General features: G+C 73.7%; 18 protein-coding genes. 10 read left to right on the top strand and 8 right to left on the bottom strand.

Features of this window, described 5'->3' with window-relative positions; genetic code table 11:
* Window positions 1–22: 22 nt before the first annotated feature.
* A complete protein-coding gene (locus tag OG417_RS40855; protein WP_329240685.1) occupies window positions 23–364 on the bottom strand; it encodes a DUF5713 family protein in 342 nt (113 codons plus the stop codon).
* A gap of 238 nt (window positions 365–602) precedes the next feature.
* Between OG417_RS40855 and OG417_RS40850 the strand changes: the two genes are divergently transcribed.
* Window positions 603–959 (top strand): hypothetical protein, encoded by a 357-nt coding sequence (locus OG417_RS40850; protein ID WP_329240683.1) that lies wholly within the window; start codon window positions 603–605, stop codon window positions 957–959.
* A gap of 239 nt (window positions 960–1198) precedes the next feature.
* On the opposite strand, the gene OG417_RS40845 is transcribed toward OG417_RS40850, so the two are convergent.
* Entirely contained in the window at window positions 1199–3697 is a 2499-nt protein-coding gene (locus OG417_RS40845; RefSeq protein WP_329240680.1) for a DNA gyrase/topoisomerase IV subunit A, read from the bottom strand.
* A 111-nt stretch (window positions 3698–3808) separates the two neighbouring features.
* On the opposite strand from OG417_RS40845, the gene OG417_RS40840 reads away from it, so the two are divergent.
* Window positions 3809–4948, top strand: coding sequence for a lactate 2-monooxygenase (locus tag OG417_RS40840; RefSeq protein WP_329240677.1), 1140 nt, complete (start codon window positions 3809–3811; stop codon window positions 4946–4948).
* A 26-nt stretch (window positions 4949–4974) separates the two neighbouring features.
* On the opposite strand, the gene OG417_RS40835 is transcribed toward OG417_RS40840, so the two are convergent.
* On the bottom strand, window positions 4975–6396 hold the full coding sequence (locus tag OG417_RS40835; protein WP_329240676.1) for an MFS transporter: 1422 nt from the start codon (window positions 6394–6396) through the stop codon (window positions 4975–4977).
* A 208-nt stretch (window positions 6397–6604) separates the two neighbouring features.
* Here OG417_RS40835 and OG417_RS40830 point away from each other — a divergent pair, with 208 nt between their 5' ends.
* The 3 genes from OG417_RS40830 to OG417_RS40820 all read left to right on the top strand — a co-directional run bounded on the left by OG417_RS40830 (window position 6605) and on the right by OG417_RS40820 (window position 10358).
* Window positions 6605–6934, top strand: coding sequence for an ArsR/SmtB family transcription factor (locus tag OG417_RS40830; RefSeq protein WP_329240674.1), 330 nt, complete (start codon window positions 6605–6607; stop codon window positions 6932–6934).
* 57 nt (window positions 6935–6991) lie between these two features.
* Window positions 6992–9079 (top strand): RecQ family ATP-dependent DNA helicase, encoded by a 2088-nt coding sequence (locus OG417_RS40825; protein WP_329240671.1) that lies wholly within the window; start codon window positions 6992–6994, stop codon window positions 9077–9079.
* Window positions 9080–9287: 208 nt separating this feature from the next.
* Complete coding sequence (locus OG417_RS40820) at window positions 9288–10358, top strand: GvpL/GvpF family gas vesicle protein (RefSeq protein ID WP_329240668.1); 1071 nt, start codon at window positions 9288–9290, stop codon at window positions 10356–10358.
* A 44-nt stretch (window positions 10359–10402) separates the two neighbouring features.
* On the opposite strand, the gene OG417_RS40815 is transcribed toward OG417_RS40820, so the two are convergent.
* On the bottom strand, window positions 10403–11296 hold the full coding sequence (locus tag OG417_RS40815; RefSeq protein WP_329240665.1) for a carbohydrate kinase family protein: 894 nt from the start codon (window positions 11294–11296) through the stop codon (window positions 10403–10405).
* 140 nt (window positions 11297–11436) lie between these two features.
* On the opposite strand from OG417_RS40815, the gene OG417_RS40810 reads away from it, so the two are divergent.
* The 4 genes from OG417_RS40810 (at window position 11437) to OG417_RS40795 (ending at window position 16658) form a co-directional block, all read left to right on the top strand.
* Window positions 11437–13827, top strand: a complete 2391-nt coding sequence (locus OG417_RS40810; protein WP_329240662.1) for a bifunctional acetate--CoA ligase family protein/GNAT family N-acetyltransferase — start codon at window positions 11437–11439, stop codon at window positions 13825–13827.
* A gap of 262 nt (window positions 13828–14089) precedes the next feature.
* Window positions 14090–14680 (top strand): DUF5998 family protein, encoded by a 591-nt coding sequence (locus OG417_RS40805; protein WP_285580151.1) that lies wholly within the window; start codon window positions 14090–14092, stop codon window positions 14678–14680.
* A complete protein-coding gene (locus tag OG417_RS40800; protein ID WP_329240659.1) occupies window positions 14677–15789 on the top strand; it encodes an alkaline phosphatase family protein in 1113 nt (370 codons plus the stop codon). Before OG417_RS40805 ends, OG417_RS40800 begins: the two co-directional genes overlap by 4 nt.
* Before the next feature lie 50 nt (window positions 15790–15839).
* The gene (locus tag OG417_RS40795; RefSeq protein WP_442875785.1) at window positions 15840–16658 is read left to right on the top strand and encodes a sulfurtransferase; all 819 of its coding nucleotides are present in this window, start codon (window positions 15840–15842) and stop codon (window positions 16656–16658) included.
* Window positions 16659–16818: 160 nt separating this feature from the next.
* Here the strand turns inward: OG417_RS40795 and OG417_RS40790 are convergent, their stop codons facing one another.
* On the bottom strand, window positions 16819–17403 hold the full coding sequence (locus OG417_RS40790) for a TetR/AcrR family transcriptional regulator (protein ID WP_329240652.1): 585 nt from the start codon (window positions 17401–17403) through the stop codon (window positions 16819–16821).
* Between the two features lie 124 nt (window positions 17404–17527).
* On the opposite strand from OG417_RS40790, the gene OG417_RS40785 reads away from it, so the two are divergent.
* Window positions 17528–18463, top strand: coding sequence for an SDR family oxidoreductase (locus OG417_RS40785; protein ID WP_329240649.1), 936 nt, complete (start codon window positions 17528–17530; stop codon window positions 18461–18463).
* A gap of 49 nt (window positions 18464–18512) precedes the next feature.
* On the opposite strand, the gene OG417_RS40780 is transcribed toward OG417_RS40785, so the two are convergent.
* From OG417_RS40780 to OG417_RS40770, 3 genes are all read right to left on the bottom strand, one after another.
* Window positions 18513–18884, bottom strand: coding sequence for a DUF2203 domain-containing protein (locus OG417_RS40780; protein WP_329240647.1), 372 nt, complete (start codon window positions 18882–18884; stop codon window positions 18513–18515).
* A gap of 95 nt (window positions 18885–18979) precedes the next feature.
* On the bottom strand, window positions 18980–21475 hold the full coding sequence (locus OG417_RS40775) for a CHAT domain-containing protein (RefSeq protein WP_329240644.1): 2496 nt from the start codon (window positions 21473–21475) through the stop codon (window positions 18980–18982).
* A complete protein-coding gene (locus tag OG417_RS40770; protein WP_329240641.1) occupies window positions 21468–21929 on the bottom strand; it encodes a hypothetical protein in 462 nt (153 codons plus the stop codon). The genes OG417_RS40775 and OG417_RS40770 overlap by 8 nt, the downstream gene beginning before the upstream one ends.
* Between the last annotated feature and the right edge of the window lie 49 nt (window positions 21930–21978).

Below are 21978 nucleotides of genomic sequence, written 5' to 3'. Positions count from 1 at the left end.
CACGCCGTGCGGCCCGCGACGGTCACCACTCCCGGGCGGCGATCAGCATCTCGGCGTCCGCCTCCGGAAAGCCGTACGCCGATGCCACGAACCAGAACTCTTCTCCGATCAGCTCGCGGGCGACGGTCTCGAGCTCGCTGTCCGCGGCCTCGAAGTCGGCCTCCAGCGCGTTGAACTCCTCCGTGGCGGCGTTCGTGAGCGCGTACAGCGCCGCGAGATCCGCCGGGCGTTCGGCCTCGATCCGCTCGCACAGCCTCAGCAGGATCGCCTTGCCCTTGTCGACGACGTGATCGGGAAAGTAGTCGTCGTCGTACATCCCCTCCAGAAAGGAATGGCCGGCTATCCGCTGGTTGGTGGGGGACACCCCTGATCTCCTCTGGTCGTGTTCCGTACCGACCCGTCGATGGTGCACCACGCCACTGACAATGCGTCGGCGTGCGCCCGGGCGCCGGACGTATGGGCCCGTGAGCCGCGAATACGTACGGGCCTGGGCAAGAGCGCGTAGATCCTTGCGGCGCAGGGCGACGCGAGAGGACAAGAAGTGATCAGTCGACTACTGTGCGTTATGCCTCTATGTGAATGCTTTCTCAAGGAGAACCGGCGTGCGAAAGACCTTCATGATCGCTGAATGCCTCCGCCGTTACGCCTGGTGGCGTCTCAACCGTTCCGACGACCACGACGAGGGCCGCAACGCGCGGAGCGCGGTCGCGCTGCTCAACGCCGCCGCGTACGCCGCCGAGCTTCCCGAAGACGCGCCGGTCATCGACCGTCTCCACGCGGCCGGCACCTTCACCGACAAGGAGTTCCGCCTCCCGCTGCCCGCCGAGCGCATCGTCCGCTTCTGGCACTACGAAGAATCGAGCGGCACCCCGGACGACCTCCTCGAAGCGATCGCGGCCATGGCCGAGCCTCCGAAGATCCCCGCCCAGCGCGACGGCGAGCAGCCCCTGCACCGCTGAGCCACCACCCGCTCAGGCGCCACGGCCCAGGCCGAGACGCCGACAGGCACGGAGCCGTCCGGTCGTGCGCCCAGACCCGCCGGCGAACCTCATCGCTCCGCCCGGCAGGGCATGACTCGGCCTGCGGCGGCGGGGAGCCGCCGGGGCGTGCCCCGCGGTGCGGGCCGGGGGCTCCCGGCCCGCACCGGGCGGGTCAGAGCCCGCGCGGACAGGAGCTGCGCCCCTGTCCGCGCGGGCTCTTACTCGGTCTCCTCCGCCGGCTCCGTCGTCTGGGCGGGTGCGTCGCCGGACGTGCCGACCGGGCCGCCGATCGCGGTGATCGGGGACGGGAGCTTCACGCCCGAGCCGTCGCGGCGGCCCAGTTCGGTCGGAAGGTCCAGCGGTTTGCCCGTCATGCCCGAGGCCTTGGCCGGGGTCGGGCCGGCCCAGGCGAGGATCAGGACGTCTTCCCCCTTGAGGAAACGGTGGGCGCGGACGCCGCCGGTGGCGCGGCCCTTGGCGGGGTACTCGGCGTAGTCGGCGACCTTGATGGCGCCCGTCTGGGTGCCGGGCAGGGCGGTGGAGCTGCCCGCGATCGTGACCACGCGGGACTCCAGGTCGCCGTCGAGGGCGCCGAACCAGATGACCCGGGCGCCCGAGCTCAGCCGGATGCCCGCCATGCCGCCCGCCCCGCGGCCCTGCGGGCGGACGCTGGACGCGGGGAAGCGCAGCAGCTGCGCGTCACTGGTGATGAACACCAGCTCGTGGTCCTCGGATTCGAGCTGCAGCGCGCGGACGACCCGGTCGCCGTCCTTGAGGCCGATCACCTCGAACTCGTCGGCGTTCTTCGGGTAGTCGGGGGCGACTCGCTTCACCACGCCCTGCTCGGTGCCGAGCGTCAGTCCGGGGGAGTCGAGCGATGCCAGGCCGACCACGGTCTCGTCCTTCTCCAGCGTGACGAACTCAGCCATCGGCGCGCCGCCCGCCAGCGACGGCGGGGCGGCCGACGAGGGCAGCGCGGGCAGGTCGAGGACGTCCACCCGGATCATCCGGCCCGCGCTCGTCACGGCGCCGACCTGGCCGCGCGCGGTCGCGCTCACGATCGACACGACCACGTCGTGGGGTGCGCGCGCCCCCTCGCCGGGCAGCGGCTCCATCGACGTCGTACGGGCCAGCAGGCCGGTCGAGGACAGCAGCACCCGGCACGGGTCGTCGGCCACCTCCAGCGGCACCGCGGCCGTCTTGGCCTGGCCCGAGGACTCCAGCAGGACGGTGCGGCGCGGCGTGCCGTACGTCTTGGCGATCTCGGCCAGCTCGCCGGAGACCAGCGCCCGCAGCTTGGCCTCCGACTCCAGGATCTCGGTCAGCTCGGCGATCTCGCGGGTGAGGCGTTCCTTCTCGTTCTCCAGCTCCAGCCGGTCGTACTTGGTCAGGCGGCGCAGCGGCGTGTCGAGGATGTACTGCGCCTGGATCTCCGACAGCTCGAACGCGGACATCAGCCGCGTCTTCGCCTCGGCCGAGTCCTCGCTCTCGCGGATGACCCGGATGACCTCGTCGATGTTGAGCAGCGCGATGACGAGGCCGTCGACGAGGTGCAGGCGGTCCTCGCGCTTCTTGCGGCGGAACAGGCTGCGGCGGCGTACGACGTCGATGCGGTGGTCGACGTACACCTGGAGCAGGTCGCGCAGGCCCAGCGTGCGCGGCTGCCCGTCGACGAGGGCGACGTTGTTGATGCCGAACGTCTCCTCCATCGGCGTCAGCCGGTAGAGCTCCTCCAGCACCGCCTCGGGGTGGAAGCCGTTCTTGATCTCGATGACCAGGCGGAGGCCCTGCTGCCGGTCGGTGAGGTCCTTCAGGTCGGAGATGCCCGAGATCTTCTTGGCGTTGACGAGGTCCTTGATCTTGGAGACCACGCGCTCGGGGCCCACGGCGTACGGGAGCTCGGTGACGACGATGCCCTTGCGGCGCGGCGTGACGTTCTCGATGTGGGCGGTGGCGCGTGTGCGGAAGATCCCGCGGCCGGTCTCGTACGCGTCGCGGATGCCGTCCAGGCCCACGATCTTGCCGCCGGTCGGCAGGTCGGGGCCGGGCACGAACCGCATCAGGTCATCGAGCGACGCCTCGGGGTTGTCGATCAGGTGCCGCGCGGCGGCGATCACCTCGCCGAGGTTGTGCGGCGCCATGTTGGTCGCCATGCCGACCGCGATGCCGGAGCTGCCGTTGACCAGGAGGTTCGGGAACGCCGAGGGCAGCACCTCCGGCTCCTGCTCCTGGCCGTCGTAGTTGGGGCGGAAGTCGACGGTCTCCTCGTCGATGCTCGCCACCATGAGGGCGGCCTCGCGGGACATGCGGGCCTCGGTGTACCGCATCGCGGCGGGCGAGTCGTCGCCGCCGAGCGAACCGAAGTTGCCGTGCCCGTCGACGAGTTGCATCCGCATCGACCAGGGCTGCGCCAGGCGTACGAGCGCGTCGTAGATCGCCGAGTCGCCGTGGGGGTGGAGCTTGCCCATCACCTCGCCGACGACCCGGGCGCACTTGACGTGGCCACGGTCGGGCCGCAGGCCCATCTCGTTCATCGAGTAGAGGATGCGGCGCTGCACGGGCTTGAGCCCGTCGCGCGCGTCGGGGAGCGCCCGCTGGTAGATGACCGAGTAGGCGTACTCGAGGTAACTGCCCCGCATCTCCTCTGAGACATCGACGTCGACGATGTTCTCTTCGAAGTCCGGCGGGGGAGGGGTCTGCGTGCCGCGTCGTGCCATAACTGTCATTGTGACGGGTCGGCCCGACAGCTTGCGCCGTGAACGTCGGCGTGCCGCGGACCCATGGTGGAAGATGGCGGACGGATTCGTCTATGAGCTGGGGAGTGCCGCATGTACGCCGACTTCCAGAATGAGATCTATCTGAACGGCCTCACCGACATCCTCCCCTCCCTGCCGACCGACCTGACCCGGCTCGAACCCCTGGCCAGGGAGAAGCTCTCCCGCGAGGCGTACGACTATGTCGCGGGGGCGGCCGGAACGGGCGACACGGCACGGGAGAACCGCGAGGCGTTCCGGCGCCGCCGGCTGGTGCCGCGGATGCTGGCCGGCCACACGACCTGCGACCTCACGACCCGGGTGCTCGGCGAGACGCTGCCCGCTCCGGTGCTCCTCGGCCCCGTCGGCGTGCTGCGCCAGCTGCACCCCGACGGCGAGCTGGCGGTCGCGCGGGCGGCCGGGGCGATGGGCGTCACGATGGTGCTGAGCACGGCCGCCTCGCACACGCTGGAGGAGGTCGCGGAGGCGGCCGGGCCACGGTGGTACCAGCTGTACTGGCCGAACGACCGGGACCTGGCGATCAGCTTCCTCGAGAGGGCGAAGGCGGCCGGCTACACGGCGCTCGTCGTCACGCTGGACACCTTCATGCTCGCCTGGCGGCCCCACGACCTCGACAACGCCTACCTGCCGTTCCTGCGCGGCCTGGGCAACCAGAACTACTTCGCCGACCCGGTCTTCTCCGCCAGAGCGGGGGACAACCCGATCCTGCACTGGGTCTCGCTGTTCGGTAACCCGTCGCTGACCTGGGACGATCTCGCTTTCCTGCGGGAGCACTGGGACGGCCCGATCGCGCTCAAGGGCATCCAGGACACCGAAGACGCCCGCCGCGCGGTCGACGCGGGCATGGACGGCATCGTCGTGTCCAACCACGGCGGACGCCAGGTCGACGGCGCGATCGCCGCCCTGGACGCGCTGCCGCCCATCACCCACGCCGTCGGCGACCAGATCGACGTGCTGTTCGACAGTGGCATCCGCTCGGGCGCGGACGTGGTCAAGGCCCTCGCGCTGGGCGCCCGGGCGGTGCTGGTGGCCCGCCCGTACGCGTACGGGCTGGCGCTGGCGGGCGAGGCGGGCGTACGGCACGTGCTGCGGTGCCTGCTCGCCGAGACCGAGCTGACGCTGCGGCTGTCCGGCCACGGCGACGTGACCTCACCGTCCCTGGAGATCCTGCAGAACGTTCCTCAGGCGGAGTAGGCGCACCGGCCGCCTGACGACCGGGCTCAGGCGGCCTCCAGGGAGGGTTCCGGCTCCACCGCCGGTGCCCGGCGTGCCGCCGGGCGGGGGAGGAGCAGGATCAGGGCGGTCGCGGTCAGCACCAGGGCCAGGGCCAGGAACGCGACCGCCTCCGCCGCCGCGGCGAAGTCCTCTCGTGAGGGGTGGTCCCCCAGGCCGCCGAAGAACACCGCGCCCAGCACCGCGACCCCCGCCGCGCTCGCGAACTGCTGTGTCGTCGTCAGTACGCCCGCCGCCGCACCGCCGTGCCGCGGGTCGATGCCGGCCAGCACCGCCCCGATGAGCGTGGGCAGCATCAGCCCGTTGCCCAGGCCGACCAGAGCCATCGGCGCGAGCAGCCACGCCGGGGTGATCGCTCCGCCCAGCGCCTGGAGTTCGACGATCAACACCAGGATGCCCAGCGCGGTGATCGAGCCGCCCACGGTCATCACCCGCAGGCCGTACCTGGCGGCCAGGGAACGGCCCAGGAGCGAGGTCACCGAGAACAGCACGCCCATCGGCATGAACGTCAGGCCCGCCTCCAGCGGCGACAGGCCCAGCCCGCCCTGCAGCAGCAGCGTGAGCACGAACATGAAGCTCGCGAAGAAGGACATGAAGGCCACGCTCACCGGCAGGCCGGCCGCGAAGGCGCGGTTGCGGAAGAGCGACAGGTCGAGCAGCGGCTCACCGCCCCGGCGGGTGAGCCGCAGCTCCCAGGCCAGAGTGGCGGCCAGGAGCGGCACGGACACCGCCATGGACAGCCAGGTCCAGGCCGGCCAGCCCTCCTCGCGGCCGAGGATGAGCGGCACGAGCAGGAGGGCCAGCCCGGCCGAGATGCCGAGCGCGCCGAGCGGATCGAGCCGTGGCCGCCGCGACGCCCGGTGGTGCGGCAGCAGCCGCAGCGCGAACGCCAGCGCGACCATGCCCACCGGCACGTTGACCAGGAAGATGACCCGCCAGCCCAGGCCCAGGACGTTCGCTTCGAGGAGGAGGCCGCCGAGCACCTGCCCGGCGATCGAGCCGACCCCGGTCGTCACGCCGAACCACGACATCGCCCGCGCCCGCTCGCCCGCCGGGAACGTCGCGGTGATCAAAGCGAGTACCTGCGGCACCATGGCCGCCCCGGTGAGCCCCTGGAGCAGCCGCGCGGCGACGAGCTCGCCCGGCGACCGGGCCAGGCCGCACAGCAGCGAGGCGACGGTGAAGGCCGCCATGCCGGTCAGGAAGAGCCGCCGGTAGCCGAACAGGTCGCCCAGCCGTCCGCCGGTCACCATGCCGCCGGCGTACGTGAAGGCGTAGCCGCCGACGACGAGTTCCAGCGCGGCCTGGCCGGCGTTCAGATCCTGTTCGAGGGACGGGGCGGCGACGTTGACGACGAAGAAGTCGAACATCGCCATGAACGTCGCCGACAGGATGACCGGCAGCATCATCCAACGGCGTGGATCAGGAGTGGAGAGGGATGAAGACACGTCGCTCCCGAAGTTCGATGGTCGTCGAAGAGTTTGAAGGTTGTCGAACAGTACGACGGAAGTCGAACTTCTGGCAAATCTGATTTATGCTTGACAACGTGAGTGAGCGGAGCGAACGAACGGGCAGGCGCGGCAGCGTTTCGCTCGCGGCGCCGACGAAGGAGGCGCCGTGAGCGAAGAGGTGATCCACCCTCCGGCGGAGGAGCTGAGCATGCCCAAGGTGCTGGCGGCGCTGGCCGATCCCGCGCGCCTGGCGACCGTGCGCACGCTGGCCCGCGTCGGCGAGTCCTCCTGCGGGCAGATCCAGCACGACGCCGGGCTCGAGGTCAGCAAGTCCACGATGTCCCACCACCTGCGCATCCTGCGCGAGGCGGGCATCACGCACTCCCGGGTCCAGGGCGCCCGGCGCCTCCTCACGCTCCGCCGCGACGACCTCGACGCCCGGTTCCCGGGCCTGCTCGACGCCGTCATCCAGCCCGAGTTCGCCGCGAGCCGCTGAGCCGCGATCTCCCGAGCGGCGTCACAACCGACGGTGGGTGCTGATACCAAGGAACCCATGGTCGACGACATCGGGTTGAGGGAGCGCGCCGAGGCGCGCCTGCGCGAGCTCGCCGGGGAGCACGCCCGGCTCCGTGAGGACCAGTGGACCGCGATCCGCGCCCTGGTCGTCGAGCGGCGGCGCGCCCTCGTCGTCCAGCGCACCGGGTGGGGCAAGTCGGCGGTCTACTTCGTCGCCACCGCCCTGCTGCGGGAGCGCGGTGCCGGCCCGACGGTGATCGTCAGCCCGCTGCTCGCCCTCATGCGCAACCAGATCGCCGCCGCCGAGCGGGCCGGCATCCACGCCGCCACGATCAACTCCTCCAACACCGACGACTGGGAGCGGGTCTTCGCCGACGTCCAGGACGGCGCCGTCGACCTGCTGCTCGTCAGCCCCGAGCGCCTCAACAACCCCGACTTCCGCGACCAGGTCCTGCCCAAGCTCGCGGCCGGCGCGGGCCTGGTGGTCGTCGACGAGGCGCACTGCATCTCCGACTGGGGCCACGACTTCCGGCCCGACTACCGCCGGCTCCGCACGCTCTTCGCCGACCTGCCGCCCGGCATCCCCGTGCTGGCCACCACCGCGACCGCCAACGCTCGGGTGACCCGCGACGTCGCCGACCAGCTCAGCGCCGGAGACGAGACGCTCGTCCTGCGCGGGCCGCTCGACCGCGAGAGCCTGCGCCTGTCCGTCGTACGCCTGCCGGGCGCCGAGCACCGGCTGGCCTGGCTCGCCGAGCGGCTCGCCGAGCTGCCCGGCTCCGGCATCGTCTACACGCTCACCGTCGCGGCGGCGCAGGAGATCGCCGCGTTCCTGCGTGACCGCGGATACGCCGTCGCCGCCTACACCGGCCAGACCGAGCAGGCCGAGCGCCTCCAGGCCGAGCAGGACCTCCTCGACAACAAGGTCAAGGCGCTCGTCGCGACGAGCGCCCTGGGCATGGGCTTCGACAAGCCCGACCTCGGCTTCATCGTGCACGTGGGCGCGCCGCAGTCGCCGGTCGCCTACTACCAGCAGATCGGCCGCGCCGGCCGCGGTGTCGAGCGGGCCGAGGTGATCCTCCTGCCGGGCACCGAAGATCGCGAGATCTGGGCGTACTTCGCCGGCCTGGCCTTCCCCTCCGAGCAGGTCGTACGCCTGGCGCTGCGCGTGCTGGAGGAGGAGGGCACGCTGTCCACGGCCGCCCTGGAGACCCGCGTCGACCTGGGGCGCAGCCGCCTGGAGATGATGCTCAAGGTCCTCGACGTCGACGGCGCCGTACGCCGGGTGCGCGGCGGCTGGACCGCTACCGGCGAGCCGTGGGCCTACGACCGCGAGCGCTACGAGCGCGTCGCGGCCGAGCGCTCCCGCGAGCAGCGCGCCATGCTCGACTACGAGGCGACCGGCGACTGCCGCATGGAGTTCCTCCGCCGCGAACTGGACGATCCCGAGGCCGCCCCGTGCGGGCGCTGTGACAACTGCACCGGCCACCACCGTTCCGCCGAGGTCTCCGACGCCGGCGCCGCGTCCGCCCGCGACCGGCTGAGCCGCCCGGGCGTCGAGGTGACACCGCGCCGCATGTGGCCGACGGGAATGAAGGCCGAGGGCATCGCGGGCCGGATCCCCCCGGGCCTGCAGGCCGAGCCCGGCCGCGCGCTGGGACGGCTCACCGACCTCGGCTGGGGCAACCGGCTGCGCGGCGTCCTGGCCGAGGGCGCGCCGGACGCCCCGGTGACCGACGAGATCTTCGCCGCGGTCGTCTCGGTGCTGTCCGCGTGGGACTGGGAGCAACGCCCGGCCGCGGTGGTCGCCATGGCGTCCGCGACCCGCCCCCGCATGATCGCCGACCTGGCGCGGCGCGTCGCCACGATCGGCCGGCTTCCCTATCTCGGCGAGATCGCCTACACCGCCGGCGGCCCGGGGCCTCGCCGGCACAACAGCGCCCAGCGGGTACGCACACTCTGGAACGCCATGGCGGTCCCGGAGGGTCTCGGCGACCTCACCGGCCCGGTGCTGTTGGTGGACGACCAGGTCGACACCGGCTGGACGGTGACCGTCGCGGCGAAGCTGCTGCGGGAGGCCGGCGCCCCGGCGGTCCTGCCGCTCGCACTCGCGGTGACGTCCTGACCCTGACACGACCGGCACGCTGAGCCCGGGCACGGTCGCTACGGGGGCTGAGCGGCGGTGACCGGTAGGGGCTGAACGGCGGTGGCCCGGCGCGATTCGCGAATCCGAAACGGCCCTTTTCGCCGCTATCTTCGCAGGTAAAGTGGGTTTTGCGGTTTGTGGCCAGTGGTGTCCGGCTTCGTCGGGCACTGGTCGTCGGGGGAAGGGTATGAACACCAAGGGAGCGGCCCGCGGGGCCCGGCTGTTCGGGCTGACCCGGAGGATGCGGCCTGCCGTCGCGGTGGCGGGTCCGGCGCCGACGGCCGTACCGGTGTTCGGTGCCTTCTGTGTCCCGGTCGCCCGTGTACCCGCGCACACCGGTCCACCCGTGCCCGGCCTCGCCGGTCCGGCCGGCGTCCCGTCCGCCCGTACGGAGGACGGCGAGCCCTCCGACGGCGGGCCCGACGAGACCGGCGTCCCGCACTTCGCCGCCCTGGAGGGAGGGCGCGTCGTGACCGAACCGCGGGACGCCGAGGCGGAGTACCCGGAGACGCGGGTCTGCTACGTGTACGGCGTCGTGCCGGCGTCCACGCGTGTTCCCGATGGCCTGCTCGGCGCCGGCGGTTGCCGGGTCCGCCTGGTCCGGCACGGCGACCTCGCCGGCGTGATCAGCGAGATTCCGCCCACCGGGGCGCTGGGCACCCGCGAGGACCTCCTCGCGCACGAGAACGTCGTCGCGTCGCTGACGGGGCACACCACCATGCTGCCGCTGCGGTTCAGTGCCGTGGTGACCACGGCCGCGGGCGTGGTGGAGAAGATGCTCGAGCCGTACTACGACTGGTTCACCGGCGTCCTCGCCGACCTGGAGGGCCGGGCGGAGTTCAGCGTGTCGGCCACCTACGTCCAGGACACGGTGCTGCGCGAGGTCCTCGCCGAGGAGCCGGAGCTCATGCGGCTGAGGGAGAGCCTGCGCGGGCTCCCGGAGGCCGCCGCGTACTACGACCGCGTCCACCTCGGCGAGCTGATCATCCACGCTCTCGACGCCAAGCGCGAGGTCGACACCGAAGAACTCGTGCAGACGCTGTCGCCCCACGCCGTCTCCGTCGCCCCGCGCCCCCCGGTCGACGAGGACACCGCCGCGGACGCGGCCTTCCTCGTCTCCGAGGACGACCAGGCGAGCTTCCGCAAGGCCGTGGACGAACTCGGCTACCGCTGGGCGGGCCGGATCAAACTCCGTGTCCTGGGTCCGCTGGCACCGTACGACTTCGTGCCCTCACCACCGGACGGCCCTCGCGGCTGAGCCTTACCGGCCGCCAGGTCCGTACGGGAACGCCGGGTCGGCGGTCAGAGGATCGGGCGGGCGCCCAGGTGGCCGATCGCGCGGGCGGCGAGGTGGCACCCCGCCGCCAGGGCCTCGGCCGGGGGCTTGCCGTCGAGCCACGCCGGCAGGAAGCCCGCCGTGAACGCGTCGCCGCCGCCCGTGCCGTCGATGACCTCCTCGACCGGCTCCGCCGGGACGCGCACGGGCTCGGCGCGGCCGTTGGTGTACCAGAGCGCGCCGTCCTCGGCGAGCTTCACCACGACCTGGGAGTACCACGCGGTCAGGACCTTGGCGGCCTGTTCGGGGTTGTCCCGGCCGGTCAAGGCCTCGGCCTGGGCGGCGTTGACGATGAGCAGCCGGGCGCCCTGGGACCAGTCGAGGAACGGCTCGGCGCCGGCCCGCTTGAGCAGGGAGTTGGCACCGCCGTCGACGGTGATCGACATCTGGGCGCTCTGCGCGAGCTTCATGGCGTGCAGCGCCGCCTGCCGGGACCCCTCGTTGAGCAGGGAGTATCCGGACACGTGCAGGTGCGCGCCCGGGGCGAACAGATCCTGCGGGATGTCCTCGGGCAGGAGCGCGGCGTTGGCCCCCGGGTCCGACAGCATGGTGCGGTCGCCCTTGTGGGTGACCATGACCACACAGGTGCCGGTGGCGCGTTCGGGGTCCATGACGAGCCGGGCGTCGACGCCGTAGCCCATGAGTTCCATGTCACGGTTGCGGCCCGTGATGTCGGCGCCGCGGCGCCCGACGAAGGCGGCCTCGACGCCCTCGACGGCGAGCCAGGACGCGACGTTGGCGCCGGAACCGCCGCCGTGCATCGTCACCTTGGCGGGCGTGTCGCCGCCTTTCGCCAGCGGGTATGCTGCCCGCGCGACGGCATCGGTCATAAGATCACCGACCACGACCACGCGCGTCATGACGTCACCACCCTGTTCTGCGGTCGCCGCCCTTGTGGGCGAGCGGGAGCTGCGACCCGGAGCAAAAACCTAACAGCTCCGGGTACCCGGATGGGTATCGAACGAGACGCGATTTCAGCATCTCGCATTACTCTCGACCTGTGCCGTATCCCGACCAATGGGAGGCCGACGTCGTCCTCGCCGATGGGGGAACAGCGCATCTTCGCCCCATCCGGGCGGATGACGCCGGACTGCTACGCGAGTTCTATGCCAGGCTCTCCCCGGAGTCTATCTACTACCGGTTCTTCTCCCCGCGCCCGCGGCTGACCGACCGGGAGGTCGAGCACTTCACCACGGTCGACTACGACGACCGGGTGGCGCTCATCGCGACCATCGGGGGCGCGATGGTGGCCGTCGTCCGCTACGACCGCCTGCGCTCCGGAGCGGACACCGCCGAGGTGGCGTTCCTCGTCGAGGACGCCCACCAGGGCCGCGGGGTGGCCAGCGTGCTCCTGGAGCACATCGCCGCCGCGGCGCGCGAACGCGGCATCACCCGCTTCATCGCCGACGTCCTGCCCGAGAACCGCCGCATGAGCAAGGTCTTCCGCGATGCGGGCTACAAGGCCGAGCAGCGGTACGAGGAAGGCGTCCTGACCCTCACCCTCGACCTGGAGCCCACCGAGACCTCCCGGGAGGTCATGGCGGCCCGCGAGCACCGGGCCGAGTCCCGCTCCATCGGCCGGCTGCTGTCGCCGCGCTCGGTCGCGGTGATCGGCGCCAGCCGCGAGGAGCACAGCGTGGGCCAGAGCGTGCTGCGCAACCTGCTCGCGGGCGGTTTCGCCGGGCCCGTCTACCCCGTGCACCCCAGCGCCACCGCCGTCTCCAGCGTCCGGGCCTACAAGACCATCGGCGACGTGCCCGGTGAGGTGGACCTCGCCGTCGTGGCGGTGCCCGCCGAGGCGGTGGGCGACGTGGTCGCGCAGTGCGCGGCCAAGGACGTGCACGGCCTCGTCGTCCTGTCCTCCGGGTTCGGCGAGACCGGCCCGGAGGGCCGCGAGCGGCAGAACGAGCTCGTACGCCTGGCGCGGGCGGGCGGCATGCGCGTGGTCGGGCCGAACTGCCTGGGCATCGCCAACAACGCGGGCGGGCTGAACGCCACCCTCGCGCCGACGCTGCCGCGCCACGGACCCATCGGGTTCTTCTCCCAGTCCGGCGCCCTCGGCATCACGATCCTGAAGTGGGCCGCCGAGCGCGATCTCGGGCTGTCGACGTTCGTGTCCGCGGGCAACCGCGCCGACGTCTCGGGCAACGACCTGATGCAGTACTGGGAGGAGGATCCGGACACCGCGGTCGTCCTGCTCTACCTGGAGTCGATCGGAAACCCGCGCAAGTTCACGCGGCTGGCCCGCCGGATCAGCCTGCGGAAGCCGATCGTCGCGGTCAAGAGCGGACGGACGACCCAGGGCGTGCCGCTGGGCCACGCGGCTCAGGCCCTCAGCCTGCCCGACCACGCCGTCAGCGCCCTGTTCGCGCAGGCGGGGCTGGTGCGGGTGGACTCGCTCGGGGAGCTGTTCGACGTCGCGCAGCTCCTCGCGTACCAGCCCCTGCCGCGCGGCGACCGGGTCGCGATCGTCGGCAACTCCGACTCGATCGGGCTCCTCGTCCAGGACGCGGCCACGGTCGCGGGCCTGCGCCCGCGGCGGCCGGTCGACCTCGGGCCCGAGGCGGGGCCCGGCGACTTCACCGCCGCGCTGGAGGAGGCCTTCGCGGACGAGGGGATCGACGCCGTCGTCACCGTGTTCGCCCCGGCCGTCCACGGCACCAGGACCGCCGACGTCGCCGCCGCGATCGTCGCCGCCGCCGACGGCGCGGACACGCCCGTCATCGCGGCCTACCTGGGCGAACGCGGCCTGCTGCACGGGTCCGTCCCGTCGTACCCGGCGCCGGAGAGCGCGGTGCGCGCCCTCGCGTACGCCGTCCGGTACGCGGGCTGGCGCCGCCGGCCGCACGGGCGGATCCCGGACCTGCCGGGGGTGGACCGGGACCGGGCCCGCGCGCTCGTCGGCGAACTCGCCGGGCAGGAGACGCCCTCACCGGAGGAGACCGCCGCGCTGCTGGCCTGCTACGGCATCACGGTCCGGGAGGACGGGCACGGCATCGCGACGCGGATCAGCACGTCCGAGGACCCCTCGTTCGGCGCGATCGTGTCGTTCGGGCTGGACGACGTGACCGCCGAGCTCCTGGAGGACCGGGCGTACCGGCTGGCGCCGCTGACCGACGTCGAGGCGGCCGAGATGGTGCGCGCCGTGCGCACCGCCCCGTTGCTGCTGGGCCACCGGGGCGCCGAGCCGGTCGACACCGGGGCGCTGGAGGACCTGCTGCTCCGGGCGTCGCGGCTCGCCGACGACCTGCCCGAGGTCGCCCGCCTGGACCTCGAACCGGTGCTGGCCGGCCCGGCGGGCGCGGTCGTACGCGGCGCCCGCCTGCGCCTGGCCGGACCGCACTTGCGGCCCGCCGAGGACGCCCGCCGGCTCAGGAACCTGGGTCCCTAGAGGGGGGTCTCCTCGGGCTGCGGCGGCGGCACGGGCTCGGGGACCGGCGGGATCGGGCTCGGGGTCGGCTCGGGGACCGGCTGGGGCGGTCCGGGGGCCGGCGGCACGGGTCCCGGCGGCGGCTCCGGCGGCGGTGTCGGGGGTTCCGGCGGGGGCATCGGGGGCTCGGGCATCGGCGGAGTGGGGGAGGCCGCTGTACCAGTCATGCCGCTTCTGTACCCGCACGTGTGCGTGTGACGCCCGGGCAGTGCAGGATGGGGTCATGAGGGAAACCCGAGCGATGGCTCACGGGCTGCGCACGGCGATCGAGCGGAGCGGCTACTACCCCGCGCTCGTCGCGGACGCCGTCGAGTCGGTTCTGGGCACCGAGTCCGTGATCGCGTATGTCGTCCACCACGAGGCGACGTTCGATCCGGCGATGGAGGTACGGCGGCATGTCACCGTGCTCGTCCTGTCGCCCACCCGCCTGCTCGTCTGTCACACCGACGAGCATCCGCCCACCGAGGCGATGCCGCATCCGCACGCCTCGACCACGACGGAGGCGGTCCGCCTCGGCCGGGTCCAGTCCGTGGCGGTGACGCGCGTCGTGCCCGAACCCGCCTCCTACGTCCCCGGCGTCCCGCCGACCGAGGTGATGGTCACCATCGGCTGGGGAGTGATCTCTCACGTCGATCTGGAGCCCGCCTCCTGCGGTGACGAGTCCTGCGAGGCCGACCACGGCTACACCGGCACTCTGACCGCCGACGATCTTTCGCTGCGGGTCAGCGAGGCGGCCGACGGCGCCGACGCGGTCGAGCAGGCCCTGGCCTTCGCCCAGGCGCTCTCGGAGGTCATCGCGCAGCGCGAGCGATGAGCCTTCCCGTTCCCGCGTACGGCCGCCGATCTCTGGCCGACCTCACGCCGTCCGTGCTGGCCGCGCTGGGCGTCCCAGGGCACGTGAACATCCTGGGTCTGCCCGCGCTGCCGCGCGCCTGCGTGCTGCTCGTCGACGGCATGGGGTGGGAGCTGCTGCGCGCCCACGCCGGCGCCGCGCCGTTCCTGTCCTCCCTCGCCGGGCACGAGCTGACCGCCGGCTTCCCGTCGACCACCGCGACCAGCCTGGGCTCCTTCGGCACCGGCCGGGCGCCGGGCGGCCACGGCCTGTTCGGCTACCAGGTGGCCATCCCGGGGGAGGGGCGCCTGCTCAACTGCCTGCGCTGGGACGACGGCGTCGACCCGCTCGCCTGGCAGCCGTCGGCCACCGTGTACGAACGGGCCGCCGCCGCGGGCGTCGCGGCGGCGCACGTCTCGACGCGGGCGTTCGCCCACAGCGGGCTGACCCGGGCGGTGTACCGCGGCGCGCGCTACGTGCCGGCGGACGCGCTCGGCCCGCTCGTCGCCGGCGCCGAGCACGCCGTACGCCAGGGGGAGCGGTCCTTCGTCACCGTCTACCACAGCGAGCTGGACGCCACCGGCCACCTCCACGGCTCGCGCTCGCCCGCCTGGCGGCACCATCTGTCCTTCGTCGACCTGCTCGTCCGCCGCCTCGCCGAGGTGATGCCACCGGACGCCGCCCTCTACGTCACCGCCGACCACGGCATGACCGACCCGGCCGCACGCGTCGACGTCGACGCCGAGCCCGCCCTGCGCGAGGGCGTGGCGCTGCTGGGCGGCGAGCCGCGGGCCCGGCACCTGTACGCGCGGGAGGGCGCGGCCCCCGACGTGCTCGCCGTGTGGCGGGAGCGGTTCGCGGGGCAGGCGTGGGTGATGACACGGGACGAGGCGATAACGGTCGGCCTTTTCGGGCCGGTTTCGGCCACTATGGCGGACCGGGTCGGCGACGTTGTCGCCGTGCCGTACGCCGACCTGGCGATCGTCGCCACTCAGGCCGAGCCGCTGGAGTCCTCGCTGGTCGGCATGCACGGCTCTCTGGTGCCGGCCGAACAGCTCGTGCCTCTGCTCACTTTCACGGGGGAATCATGAACGAGGAGCCGACGCTCGCGGACGGTGCGGTCACCGGTCAGACTGGCGGTGTGCACCCTCTCATCGACGTTCCGTCACTTGTCCGGACCCGAGGAGGCGTGGCCCTCCTCGATGTCCGCTGGCGTCTCGGCGGTCCGCCCGGCATCGAGGCGTACCGGCGTGGTCACCTGCCCGGCGCGGTCTTCATCGACCTCGACCACGATCTCGCGGCGCCGCCCGGCGCCGGAGGCCGCCATCCGCTCCCCGACGCGTCGGCCTTCCAGGAGGCGATGCGGCGCGCCGGCGTAGGCCAGGGCGACCTCGTCGTCGTCTACGACGACGCCGACGCCACCGCCGCGGCCCGCGCCTGGTGGACTCTGCGCTATTTCGGGCACGAGCGGGTGCGCGTCCTCGACGGCGGCTACCACGCCTGGGTGGACGCCGGACAGCCCGTCACGACCGAGGTGCCCACGGTGCAGGAGGGCGACTTCACCGCCACGCCGGGACATCTGCCGCTCCTCGACGCGGACGGCGCGCTGGCCGTGGCCAAGGACGGCGTGCTGCTCGACGCCCGCGCGCCGGAGCGTTACCGCGGCGAGGTCGAGCCGGTCGACCCGGTCGCGGGCCACATCCCGGGCGCGGTCAACGCGCCGACGCACGGCAACGTGGGAGTCGACGGCCGCTTCCTGCCGGCCGGCCTGCTCCGCGAACGCTTCGCCGGCCTCGGCGCGACCGACGCGGCCGAGGTGGGCGCGTACTGCGGCTCCGGCGTGACCGCCGCCCACGAGATCCTGGCCCTGACCATCGCCGGGGTGCCGGCCGCCCTGTACGCCGGCTCGTGGTCCGACTGGATCACCGACCCCGCCCGCCCGGTCGAAACGAGCGATTAGGGCCCGTCTCTCACCATCCCCGGCCGCCGCGCGGTGGGCACGGCGGCCATGCCGGCGGCGTCCGGGGGGGGCGTGGGGCCGGTCCGGCATCCGCCCTCTGGCCGGTCCCACCCTCCACCGGCTCGGCCGCCCGATGGGTCACCGCCGCGCGCCCGGCGGCTCAGCGGCGGTGGCCCGCGTCCCGGTGTTCGAGGGTGGCGAGGAAGCTCTCGGCCGCGTCCTGGACCCGGTCGCGGTCGCCGGTGGCGAGCAGGTCGAGCAGCAGCCCGCGGATGGTCGCGATCACCAGCGTGGCCGTGCGCGTCGCGGTCGCCGGGTCGGTGCCGGGCCCCTGCGCGTCGCGTAGGGCGTTCATCCAGTCGGCGACGACCCGATCGAGGAATCCCGCGAACTGCTCCGGTGCCTGCAGAGCGCGCCCGTAGACGGCGAAGAACAGCCTGAACTCCGCTCCCCGTCGCGGGTCGGAGGTCCGGGTCCAGACCGCGCGCGCCGCCGTCGCCAGGTCGGGCTTCTCGCCGATCGCGTCGTTCGTGGCCGCGAAGATGCGTTCCCGCAAGCGCCCGAGGATCGCCACGAGCATCTGCTCCTTGGTGCCGAAGCGATGCACCAGCGTCGTGGGCGAAACCCCGAGGGCGGCGGCGACCGGCCGCCACGACAGGTCGGAGAAGCCGTGCTCGACCGTGTAGTCGACCACCGCGTCGAGCAGTTCGGCCCGCCGCTGATGGTCGACCGGCCGCCCCGCCATCGCTGCCTCCAGGTGTCCATCTCGGCTTGACATTTCTAGTACGACCGTACAAAGAATAGGGGCTGACATCAAGGGGTGCGCGCCGCGGACCGCTCGGCGGGCACCCACGTCCTGGAGGTCTTCCATGAGAGTTTTCGTCACCGGAGCGTCGGGCTGGATCGGCCGCGGGCTCGTCCCCGAGCTCACCGCCGCCGGCCACAAGGTCACCGGACTGGCCCGCTCCGACGCCGCGGCCCAGACCCTGCGGGCCGCGGGCGCCGAGGTCCGCCCGGGCTCGCTCGACGACCTCGACACCCTGCGCGACGCCGCCGCCTCGTCCGACGGCGTCGTCCATCTCGCGTTCAAGCACGACATCGCCTTCGCCGGCGACTACGCCGGGGCCACCGCCGCCGACCGCGCGGCGATCGAGGCCTTCGGTGAGGCCCTCGCCGGCTCCGGCAAGCCGTTCGTCATCGCCTCGGGCATCCTCGGCGTGCTCGGGCTCCCGCCCGGCGTCGTCGCCACCGAACGCGACGGCCTGCCCGCCGGCACGGGCGACCGTGACGTTCCGATCAGCGGCGCGAACGGGCGGATCGCCAACGCCCACCACACTCTCGCGCTCGCCGACCGCGGAGTGCGCTCCTCGGTCGTGCGGATACCACCGGCCACTCACGGTGACGGCGACAACGGGTTCATCCCGACCGTGATCGGCTTCGCTCGGGAGAAGGGCGCCGCGGCCTACGTCGGCGACGGAACCAACCGCTGGCCGGCGGTCCACCGCGACGACGCCGCGCGCCTGTTCCGCCTGGCGCTCGAGTCCGCGCCGGCCGGCTCGGTGCTGCACGCGGTCGGCGACGAGGGCGTCCCGATCCGTGAGGTCGCCGAGATCTTCGCCGCACGGCTCAGCGTCCCCGCCGTCTCCGTCACCCCCGAGCAGGCCGGAGAGTACGTCGGCTGGCTCAGTCACTTCTGGGGATTCGACGGCCCCGCCTCGGCGCGGATCACCCGTGATCTGCTCGGGTGGCAGCCGGCCCGCCCGGGGCTGATCGCCGATCTCAAGGAGGACCACTACTTCGCCTGAGCACCCCCGGAAGCCCGCTTCGCCGACGGCGTCGGCGACAGGTCGCCGGTCAGGCGCCCGGCAGACGGCGGCGGCCGGCGAAGCCGAGCTCGGTCCGGTGGTACCAGGTCAGCTCCCGCTCGCCCTCCAGGAGGCACAGGCGCACCGACCGGCCCGCGTGGTACGCGGGGAAGTCGATGAGCACGGGGGCCAGGCTCTTCACCTCGATGCCCTGGATGGTGAACCATCCCACGGCCTCGTCGATGCGCGCCTCGTATCCCTTCTGCTCCGGCTTGCCGCCGAGACGCGAGGACTGACCCGACCGCAGCGCGTACGACAGCTCGGCGAGGTCGGCACGTGCCGCCACGATCGCGTCGACCCGCGCGCGCACCTCGGGAAGCAGCGCGCGTGCCTCACTGAGGGTGAAGATCCGCTCGGTCACGCCCGTACGCTACCGGGCGGTCCCGCCGCCGTGCCTCACCAGCCCGTATCTCACCGGCCCGTGTTCCCGCGGCTCGCGCCGTGCCGGCCCGCGGCTCACCGGCCCGCGCCGAAGCAGACGAATCCGAGGGCGGCCCGCGGCCGGGGTGCGCCGGCGAGGGCCTCTGCCGGGGGCGTGCCCGCCGCCAGGCGCGTGTGCAGGCCGACCATGAGTTCCCGGGCGGCGGCGTCGCCGACCGGGGTGACGCCGGCGATCACGGTGGCGGCGCCGTACGCCAGGGCGCAGCCGACCATGCCGATGACCGCCTCGCCCGCCCGGACGTCGGCCCGCCCCGCGTCGCACGCGGACAGGACCATCAGCCGTGGCGGCCGGCGCAGGTGGTCGAGGTCGTAGGCGACGAGCGGGCCGTCCGCGAGGCGGAGGCCGGAGAACAGGGCGTTGCCGGCCCGGAACTCACCGTGCACGGCGAGATGGGCGATCGCGGCGCCGTCCAGGGCCGTACGGACCGCGCCCGCCGTCGCGGCGGCGCCCTCGAGCACCACCGCGCCGGGGTACCGCTCGCGCACCGCGGCCACCTCGCGGGCGGCATGCCCGAGGTCGGGCCCGGCGACGAGCGTCACGTGCCCGGACGACGTGGGCGCCCCCAGCGCCCGCAGCCAGCCCGCGGCCGACGGCGTGACGGTCACCGCCCGTCCCGCCAGCGACGGCAGCGCCGCCCACGGCAGGCCGTGCAGCGCCCCGGTGGGAGCCAGCACCAGCGGCCGGTCGCCGAGCCGCAGCGGGCCGAGCAGCCGCGCGTCCAGCCGCCCCGCCGCTGCCACCAGGCCGCGCTCCGCCGCCTCACCGTCCGCCTCCCGCGCGAGGCGCGACACGGCGAAGCGCAGCAGCCGTACGTCGTGCTCGGCACCGGCGTACGGGCCGAGCGCCACGCGGCGGCAGCGGCCGTCCGCCACGGTCACCGCGAGCAGGTCGTCGCCGTCGCGGACCAGTTCGGCGAACACCCGGTCGCCGAGGGTCTCCCGCAGCGCGGGCACGAGCCACTTCCAGCCGCGGACCGCCGGCCGAGTGGAGGTCAGCCGCCGGGTACGGGCGCGGACGGTGTCCTCCAGCCGCGCCTGCGCGGAGAGCAGCGCGGGCCGGTGCGGCACCTCGGCGCTGACCCGGCGCAGCTCGGCCAGGAGCCCGGCCAGCCGCCGGTCGCGCGGCGGACGTACGGCGGGCGGCCGGTCGGCGATGGCCCGGCCGCGTTCGGCGGCGAGCAGCAGCTCCCGTGGCCCACGAGCGAGTCGTACGCCGAGCGCGGCCAGCTCGGCGGACCAGCCGGCGGCGCGTCCGCGCAGTTCGGCCGCGCCGAGGGCGGCGGCGTGCTCGTCCACCGCCCGCAGGCCCGCGCGGACCGCGGCGGTCGCGCCGCGCCGGTCGCCGTCGGCGATCCGCAGTAGCGCCGTGGCGTGCCGGACGGCGACCCTCGTGCTCACCGTGCCGCCCTCGCGGGCCTGGGCGAGAAGGCGCCGCGCGTGCTCCCGCCGGCCCCGCGCGAGCGCGACCAGGGCGGCCAGGGCACGTGTCTCGGCCGCCGCGGACGCCCAGCCGGCGCGCTCCAGACGCCCGGCGGCGCGCTCGGCCTCGGCGGCCAGCGCGGCCGACCGGTCGCCGCCGGCCCAGCGGGCCCGCAGCCCGACCTGCCCGGCCAGCAGCGCGAACCCCGGACGTCCGGGGCCGAACGCGGCCCGTGCCCGCTCGGCGGTCGCGGCCGCGGCGTGCGGGTCGCCGTCGGCCAGCTCGGCGTGGGAGAGCAGCAGCAGGGCGTCGGCGGTGTCACAGCGGTAACCGGCGCCGTCGAGGCGTTCGAGCGTCCGCGCCAGCAGCACGCGCGCCTCGCCCGGCAGCCGGGCCGCGATCAGCGCCTCCGAGCGGTCGAGGTGAAGCTGGCACAGCCGCTCGCCGACACCGGTGAGCCGCGCTTCGACCTCGTCGTAGATCGCGAGCGCCCGCGGCAGGTCGCCACGGCGCAGCGCGACCACCGCGAGGTTGTGGCGTGCCATCGCCGCCTGGTGCCGCAGTCCGGCGCGCTCGGCCAGCGCGAGCGCACCGCGCAGGTCCGCCTCACCGCGCCCGAGCCGTCCGGCGTACACCCGCGCGAGCCCGACGTTGACCCGCAGGCCGATCGCCACCTCCGGATCGCGGCACGTGCGCGCGATTCGCGCCACCTCCTCGATGCGCCCGGCACGGGCCAGGGCACAGGCGCGGTTCGCCAGGAGACGGTCGGCGTCGGCCCCGGTGAGCACGGGCGCCGCCTCGTCGGCCGCCGCGAGCGCGCCGTCCACGTCGCCGGCCGCGACGAGCAGCCCGACGAGGTTCATCTTGACCAGCGCCGACGCGTACGCCAGCCCCTCGGACTCGGCGACCCGCAGGGCCTCGGCGAGGTGCGCACGCCCCTCGCCGAGCCGGCCGAGCTCCTTGCAGGCGAGGCCCAGCGCGCGCCGGGCGGTCACGCGGAGCGCCGGGTCACCATCGTCCACCAGCGCGAGAGCCGTGTCGTAGGCCCGCCGCGGATCGGCCGCCGCCGCCGTGATCAGGCGATCAGACACGGATCCAGCTCGTCACGACCGACGTCGCGTCGGCCAGCCGGAACAGCAGGCTGACCACGCCCGCCGGAACCCCGGTCAGGGCGAAGGCCCCCGCGTCGTCGGTCCGCGTGCCGCGCTCACCACCGGGCGACCGCAGGATCACCTCGGCGGCCGACGGGGGCGCGAGCTGGCCGACGATCTCCCGGCCGCAGACCTCGATCTCCACGCTGACGCGGGCCCCGGAGAAGGTGAGCAGCCGCGAGCCGCCCCCGCGGACGCCCGCCGGAGCCGCGATGGTCTCGGAGGTGAGCGTGGCGAGCGCGGCGGCCGGCTCGAACCAGTCGAACGCGGCCTGCCCGAGCGCGATCACCCGCTCCGGCACCGGAGGGAACGCCCGGCGCAGCGCCCTGGTCAGCTCCTGATCGCTCGGTTCACCGGGCGCGGAGCCGCTGTGCCCGTCGCCTCGCCTGCTCATGAGCCCTCCTTCGTCGGAGGAGTGACCATGGGCGCTGTGTTGTCGATTC

Origin of the sequence: Actinoallomurus sp. NBC_01490, from assembly GCF_036227085.1 — a bacterium.
In the GTDB taxonomy this organism is placed as follows: Bacteria; Actinomycetota; Actinomycetes; order Streptosporangiales; family Streptosporangiaceae; genus Actinoallomurus; species Actinoallomurus oryzae.
This window is presented reverse-complemented; position numbering and strand designations above follow the sequence as displayed.